General features: G+C 35.4%; 6 protein-coding genes. 4 read left to right on the top strand and 2 right to left on the bottom strand.

What is annotated here, in order from left to right:
- Positions 1–118: 118 nt before the first annotated feature.
- Entirely contained in the window at positions 119–1,378 is a 1,260-nt protein-coding gene (gene sstT / locus NFR27_RS10015; RefSeq protein WP_251440816.1) for a serine/threonine transporter SstT, read from the bottom strand.
- 282 nt (positions 1,379–1,660) lie between these two features.
- On the opposite strand from sstT, the gene NFR27_RS10010 reads away from it, so the two are divergent.
- On the top strand, positions 1,661–2,410 hold the full coding sequence (locus tag NFR27_RS10010) for a class I SAM-dependent methyltransferase (RefSeq protein WP_371875172.1): 750 nt from the start codon (positions 1,661–1,663) through the stop codon (positions 2,408–2,410).
- Positions 2,411–2,562: 152 nt separating this feature from the next.
- On the opposite strand, the gene NFR27_RS10005 is transcribed toward NFR27_RS10010, so the two are convergent.
- Positions 2,563–3,309, bottom strand: a complete 747-nt coding sequence (locus tag NFR27_RS10005) for an SIMPL domain-containing protein (RefSeq protein WP_251440813.1) — start codon at positions 3,307–3,309, stop codon at positions 2,563–2,565.
- Positions 3,310–3,794: 485 nt separating this feature from the next.
- On the opposite strand from NFR27_RS10005, the gene NFR27_RS10000 reads away from it, so the two are divergent.
- The 3 genes from NFR27_RS10000 (at position 3,795) to NFR27_RS09990 (ending at position 6,116) form a co-directional block, all read left to right on the top strand.
- Positions 3,795–4,181, top strand: coding sequence for a hypothetical protein (locus NFR27_RS10000; RefSeq protein WP_251440810.1), 387 nt, complete (start codon positions 3,795–3,797; stop codon positions 4,179–4,181).
- Between the two features lie 219 nt (positions 4,182–4,400).
- Positions 4,401–5,150 carry an NADPH-dependent oxidoreductase gene (locus tag NFR27_RS09995; RefSeq protein ID WP_251440807.1) on the top strand — a complete coding sequence of 250 codons (750 nt, stop codon included), beginning with the start codon at positions 4,401–4,403 and terminating at the stop codon, positions 5,148–5,150.
- 93 nt (positions 5,151–5,243) lie between these two features.
- Positions 5,244–6,116 (top strand): NAD(P)/FAD-dependent oxidoreductase, encoded by an 873-nt coding sequence (locus tag NFR27_RS09990; RefSeq protein WP_251440805.1) that lies wholly within the window; start codon positions 5,244–5,246, stop codon positions 6,114–6,116.
- The last annotated feature ends 491 nt before the right edge of the window (positions 6,117–6,607 follow it).

The following is a 6,607-nucleotide window of genomic DNA, read 5'->3' as shown; positions in this document are numbered from 1 at the left end:
CGCTCTCTTAAGAGAGCGCCTCTTTTGTTGTAAGAATATTATTTAGTAGTTTATGACTACTGCAAACACGGAGAACGATTATAAATCTATAAGATTAGCTATCTTTTTACATTTAAATTTATTCAGCTAATTCAGGTTTAATTGTTTCTACACGACCTGCGTTTAAATCTTCTGGATATCCATTTTTAGCAAAATCAGCTGCTGCTACAAATAGAATATCGGTGGAGGAGTTAAGGGCTGTTTCAGTGGAGTCTTGTAATACCCCAATAATAAAGCCAACACCAACAACTTGCATTGCAATATCGTTAGAAATGCCAAATAAACTACATGCTAATGGAATAAGTAATAGGGAACCACCGGCCACTCCAGAAGCACCACAAGAACCAATAGTGGCAATAATACTTAATAAAATGGCTGTACTAAAATCAACTGGAATTTGTAATGTATTAACGGCTGCTAATGTCATAATAGTGATTGTAATAGCAGCACCGGCCATATTAATAGTGGCACCTAGTGGAATTGCAATTGAGTATAAATCAGGGGATAGACCAAGTCGTTTAGCCATATTCATATTTACAGGAATATTGGCTGCGGAACTACGGGTAAAGAAGGCCGTAATGCCAGATTCACGCAAACACTTAAACGTAAGAGGGAATGGATTACGTTTCATAACAGCAAATACAATAATTGGATTTACAACTAAGGCAACAAAGAACATACTTCCTAGTAAAGTGCCTAGTAATACAGCGTATTCAAGTAATGCTTCAATACCATTAGTGGCAATAGATTCAGCTACTAAGCCCATGATACCAAATGGTGCTAAACGAATAACCCATTGTACTACTGTTGTAATTGCATCTGAAATACCAACAAAGACATCTTTAATTTCATCTTTAGCATGACGAAGGGCAAACCCGATAACTACAGACCAGCCGAGAATACCAATATAGTTACCAGTCATGATTGCATGAAGTGGATTATCGACAATATTACGTAAAAGAGTAATTAATACTTCTGCAATCCCTTCTGGTGCTTTGGTATCTTGTGTTACAGCAGTTAAATGCAAGGTTGCAGGGAATAAATAACTGGCAAATACAGCAATTAAAGCAGATAAGAACATACCAATCACATACATGCTGATAATTTGCTTCATTCCAGAGCTTTGTCCTGCTTTGTGACGACATACAGCCGCAATAACTAAGAAAAATACAAGTAACGGTGCAATTCCTTTTAATGCACCAACAAAAATAATGCCTAATAAAGATAAATCCTTGCCAATGTCAGGGTTAATTAGGGAAATACAAATCCCTATTACGAGGCCAACCATAATTTGATAAATTAATGGGACTCGGTTAAAAATCTGCAAAATTTGTTTCATAATCATCTCTCCTTACATATAAAGAATGTTTCATTCATGATGGACATATGTCATTATAATACGGACAAAAAATAATAGCAAGAGGAAATTTAAAAATTTTTTGTCTTTTTTTACAAGTTTAAATTTTTCTTTAGTAACGCCGTATATATAGGCTATATTGTATTCAAAATGCAGGGACTAACTTTACAAATAACCATATCATTAGGTATACTAAAAGAATATACAAGAAGGTATGAAGAAGTTAGGTAGTATAGGTTTGGCAGAATGAGAGTGAAGAAGGATATGGATGGGAATACAACGAGACAATCGTTACAATTTACAAATCATGCAGAGAAAGAAGTATTTGTACAAGGCGTATTTTCTCATATTGCAAAGCATTATGATTTGATGAACTCATTGTTGAGTTTCCATCAAGATGCCTATTGGCGTCGTTTTGCAGTAGAAAAGTTAGGCTTAGCAGAGGGTATGCAGCTATTAGATGTGGCTTGTGGCACAGGGATGCTTACTAAGGAAGCTTTGCGGCAGATGCCTTCTTTACATATTGAAGCGTTAGATTTTAGTCCTGAAATGTTGGCTCAAGGGGAAGTGCGCTTGCATGAAGCGGGGTTACTTGATCGAGTCAACTTAGTGGAAGGGGATGCTATGAATTTACCTTACGAGGCGAATTCATTTGATTGTGCAATGAGTGCATTTGCCCTTCGTAATGTACCCGATATAATTAAAACATTAAGTGAAATGAAGCGTGTTGTAAAACCGGGTGGTCGTGTCGTTACTTTAGAGCTAGCGAAACCGACTGCTTTAGGATTTAAACAATTATATTATTTATATTTTGAAAAGATATTGCCTATTTTAGGAAAACTTAGTAAGGATAATTCTTCCTATGCGTGGTTACCTGAATCTTTACGGCGGTATCCTCATCAATCCAAAGTTCTAGAGTATTTTAAAGAAGTTGGTTTTGAAGAGGCTGCTTATTATGAATTGACTGGTGGAATTGTAGCTGTTCATGTAGGGATAGTACCTGAGAAGAAATAATAAATTAATAATAAATAATTAGTGTAATAGTAAAAAGGCTGTAACCTGAATGTGGAATAAATCCGCATTTGGTTACAGCCTTTATTTTACTTATTTAGTTTATGTAGCTGATTTAGTTTGTGTAATTATCAGTTAATAGTTACAGCTCTAAATTAATATACGTAGAATGTAAGATCTACATCTTTACTTACAGTAATATCACCTTGTTCTACTGGTGTTGAAGAACTTAAAGCAGCATCAGCCATTTTGTACATGCGTAAGGACGTATTTTCCATAGTGTAAGTATTAGTTGAACCTACGGAAGCATCTTTAATGCTGCCAAGTTGTTGGCCTAATGCATTAGCAATTACTTCGGCTTGATAGCGACCATTTTTTACTGCTTCCGCAGTTAATTGGTCTGTTAAGCTTTGATCTACATCAGCTTGGAAGCTAAGTGATTGGATATTATTAGCGCCAGCAGCTACTGCATTATCAATGGTTTGGCTAATTTTGTTTAAATCATTGATGCGTACAGTAACGGTATTGGAAATTACATAGGATGTAATTTTTTCTTGTTGCTCATTGTTTTTAAGTGGGCGATATTCTGTGCGTGGGGATACAGAGAAATTGGAAGTTTGGATTAAGTTTTTATTAATACCAAGATTTGTTAAACGAGAAATTAAATCGCTCATTACACGATCATTAGTAGTTTTAGCAGCGTTAACAGTAGCAGCTTCACTAGTAATACCTAAACGCAACAAAGCATAGTTTGGCGCTACAGAACGAGTAGCAGTGCCACTAACATGAATTTGTGCACCAGTATCAGCTGGAGCAGCGGCTAATGCAGAACCTGTAAAGCCAGCAGCTAAAGCGGCGATTAATAAACCACGAGTTACAGTTTTTTTCAATTGAAGTTTCATAATAGACTCCTTTTTAATTCATAGACTTATTTACATTCGTAGAATGTGTTTTTATGAATCACTGATATAGAATCTACTCAGTGAGGACATAATTACACTTCTAAATTGATAGTAGGTTTTAGCTAACCTATTAATAGTATAGCAAAAATAAGGAGTTTAGCCAAATTTAATATGACTTTTACTCATATTGAAGAATAAAAAAGACTTAATATGCCCATATAGTATGGACATTTTTAGTGGATATCTATAGAGAGATGACATATATTTTTGAATCATGACGTTTTATTTATAACGATAAGTTAAAATTAAATGAATTATTAAAATAAGCATTAAAACAAGAAGAAATTTTAAAATTATATCACATATAAAGCTGTGACTATAAGTAATTTGACATTTTCCTTAAATTTATTATAATTTTATATAACTTATATAATTAAAATTTGTTTTTGTGTTTTTTGTGTAAAATTTTTAAAAGAGGTGTTAGTATGAAGTCATGGAAAAAATATGTTGCTGTGTTAGGTGTAGTTAGTGCTTTGGGGCTAGGCGTTAATGCAGTAGAGGCAGCTGATTGGTATTATGTAGGGGAAAGTGCTAGTGGGGATCAAATTTCCATTGACAATAGCACTGTGCAAAAAGATTCCGATTTAGCTGTGCTGTGGGTGCGTATTAATGAGCCAAGTGGTGAATATTATTATGAGCGCATGCGCTTAAATCGTCATGACTATACAATTCAGACATTAGAATTGCAACCATACTATGCTGATGGTACTCCATATGCAGAAGATGAGTACGAATATGATCAAACTGAAGATACTATTGTGCCTGATAGCGTTGGGGAAGAACTATATCAGTTGGTTTGGGGCCATAGATAAGTAGCTTGGAAAAATAGTAATATACTCAGTTGTGTTATGTAATGGTATTTCTCAAATGAAAGTTATACTATTTGATATCTTTTGGTTTAGTTAAATTACTTAGTGGAGAAGTTTTTCTTAGTGAGGGTGTAAGTTGGGCTAAGGGTAGACAATTTTATAAAATAGTGGTACTGTAGAAAGAGATATTTCGATATATTTAGATATAAAGGAGTCAGTTTTATGAACCCTATTGATGTATTATTAAATCACCGAACTATTCGTGAATTTAAATCAAGTCCAATTCCACCTCAACAATTGAGTATTTTATTAGATGTAGCTAAGCGTACAGCTAGTAGTCAAGGTATGCAAAGTTTTAGTATTATCCGTATTGTGGATCCATCACTGAAAGCACAAATTTCTGAAATTTGTAATCAGGAATATGTAGCACGGGTGCCAGAATTATTTATATTTTTAGTAGATGCGTACCGTAATTCTAGAATTGCGCGTGAACAAGGGGTTGTATCTGATACGGAACGTGATAGTGATCGCTTTTTCCAGGGCTGGACAGATGCTAGTTTAGCTGCGCAGAATATGGTGGCTGCTGCTGAAATGGCAGGGTTCGGTACGGTTTACTTTGGCAGCATTTTAAATAATGTGCCAAAAATGATTGAATTGTTAAAATTGCCAGAGCTAACATTCCCTATGCTAGGCTTAGGGATTGGCGTACCAAATCAAAAGCCACAATTAAAGCCGAGAATGCCACGTGAGGCTAATGTATTTGATGATTCCTATACAGTATTTGATTCGTATAAGGAATTATTAGAAGATTATGATGAGGAAATGGAGCAATATTACGATATGCGTGATACCAATCGTCGTGTTGATTCTTTTTCTAAACAGATTGCTAGCAAACAGCCAGTGCCAATGCGTCAAAAATTGATTCAACAAGCAGAAGCACAAGGTTTTAAATTTTCTGATGTAAAAAATTAATAGACCTTTATAACCGTTTGGTTTAGCACATGAAGATGCTGGCTACTTGCAAATGGCGAGTAGCCAGTTTTTATTAAATAATAGAGGAAGTATATGACTGTATATGATATTGCTATTGTAGGTGGTGGCCCAGCAGGACTTTCAGCAGCTCTTACAGCGCGTGTCCATAATAAATCTGTTATTCTTTTCGAAGCCGCTGGATTTAGTGATAAGTTGCGTAGAGCGCACCGAATTGATAATTATCCTGGAATTATGACCATTAGTGGTCCTGATTTTATGGATCAATTGTTAGAACAAACGTTGGCGTACGAACCTACTATTGCAAAAGAACGAGTGCAATCTGTTTTTATAGGGGCGCCGTTCACAATTATGACTGATGAAAATGTATATCAAGCAAAAAGTGTAATTCTAGCTACTGGTGTTACTATGAGTAAAACTGTGCCAGGCGAGCGTGCTTTATTAGGACGCGGGGTAAGTTATTGTGCTAGCTGTGATGGTCATTTTTTTGAAAACAAAGATATTGCTGTATATATAAATACATTAGCGTATCAACAAGATGTAGAGTTATTAGCTTCATTAGCAAAAACAATTAATTTGTATATTGGTGGAGCTTTACAGTTACCTGCAGAGTGGTTAGCCGCGTTGCCAGCTTCAGTTGTTGTGCATAAGCGAGCTATCGTAAACGGCGTTGTAGGTGAACAAAAGGTAACTGCTATTGAAACCAATGAGGGGACTAAAGATGTAGATGGCGTGTTTTTCTTGCGTGATGCTTGTCCACCTGAAAATATTGTAGAAGGTGTTCATTTAGATGGAACGTCTGTGGCAGTAGGACGCAATATGGAAACGAACTATAAAGGTCTTTTTGCAGCTGGTGATGTGGCTGGAACACCATTACAAGTTGCGAAAGCTGTTGGTGAGGGGCAAATGGCTGCTTTTAGTGCAGTAGCCTTTGCTAGTGCCAACTAGTAATTGGTAATATTTTTTTAGAAGTGGTCTGGAGAGCATATTCTCTGGGCCATTTTTTATAAGAGATTTGGGATATTTTTTATAAGGAGTTTTAGCGGCAAGGTATTTTAGTGTTTGTTTAAAGACACATAGGGTGCCTTTAAGTAAATAAAAGAGCCTAAATGTTAATCGTATCTGTATAGTGGTTGAAGGTATAAGGTTATTTTAGAAAATTTTGTAAAAAATAAAATTTAGGGGTTGACGACATGTCAATAAATCGGTATACTAATCAAGTCGCTGTTACTGAGACATTATTAAACACCAAAATACAAAGAATTATTCGAATTTAATTGTTAAAATAAATGATTAAAAATTCTTTGAAAAAGTGGTTGACATGATGTTTCTGACGTGGTAGTATATACAAGACGTCGCAACAAGCGATGTAGCAGATCTTTGAAAACTGAACAATGTAAGGTAATCATTTCTAACGAAATGAACATAGCCAGAGTGCG

It is taken from the genome of Veillonella intestinalis, from assembly GCF_943192895.1.
In the GTDB taxonomy this organism is placed as follows: Bacteria; Bacillota; Negativicutes; order Veillonellales; family Veillonellaceae; genus Veillonella_A; species Veillonella_A intestinalis.
Note: the sequence above shows the minus strand (reverse complement) of the source record. Positions and strands in the feature narration are given on the sequence as shown.

Coding starts and splice junctions, on each gene's coding strand:
- sstT (WP_251440816.1), bottom strand. CDS start 1,378: ATGAAACAAATTTTGCAGATTTTTAACCGAGTCCCATTAATTTATCAA.
- NFR27_RS10010 (WP_371875172.1), top strand. CDS start 1,661: ATGGATGGGAATACAACGAGACAATCGTTACAATTTACAAATCATGCA.
- NFR27_RS10005 (WP_251440813.1), bottom strand. CDS start 3,309: ATGAAACTTCAATTGAAAAAAACTGTAACTCGTGGTTTATTAATCGCC.
- NFR27_RS10000 (WP_251440810.1), top strand. CDS start 3,795: ATGAAGTCATGGAAAAAATATGTTGCTGTGTTAGGTGTAGTTAGTGCT.
- NFR27_RS09995 (WP_251440807.1), top strand. CDS start 4,401: ATGAACCCTATTGATGTATTATTAAATCACCGAACTATTCGTGAATTT.
- NFR27_RS09990 (WP_251440805.1), top strand. CDS start 5,244: ATGACTGTATATGATATTGCTATTGTAGGTGGTGGCCCAGCAGGACTT.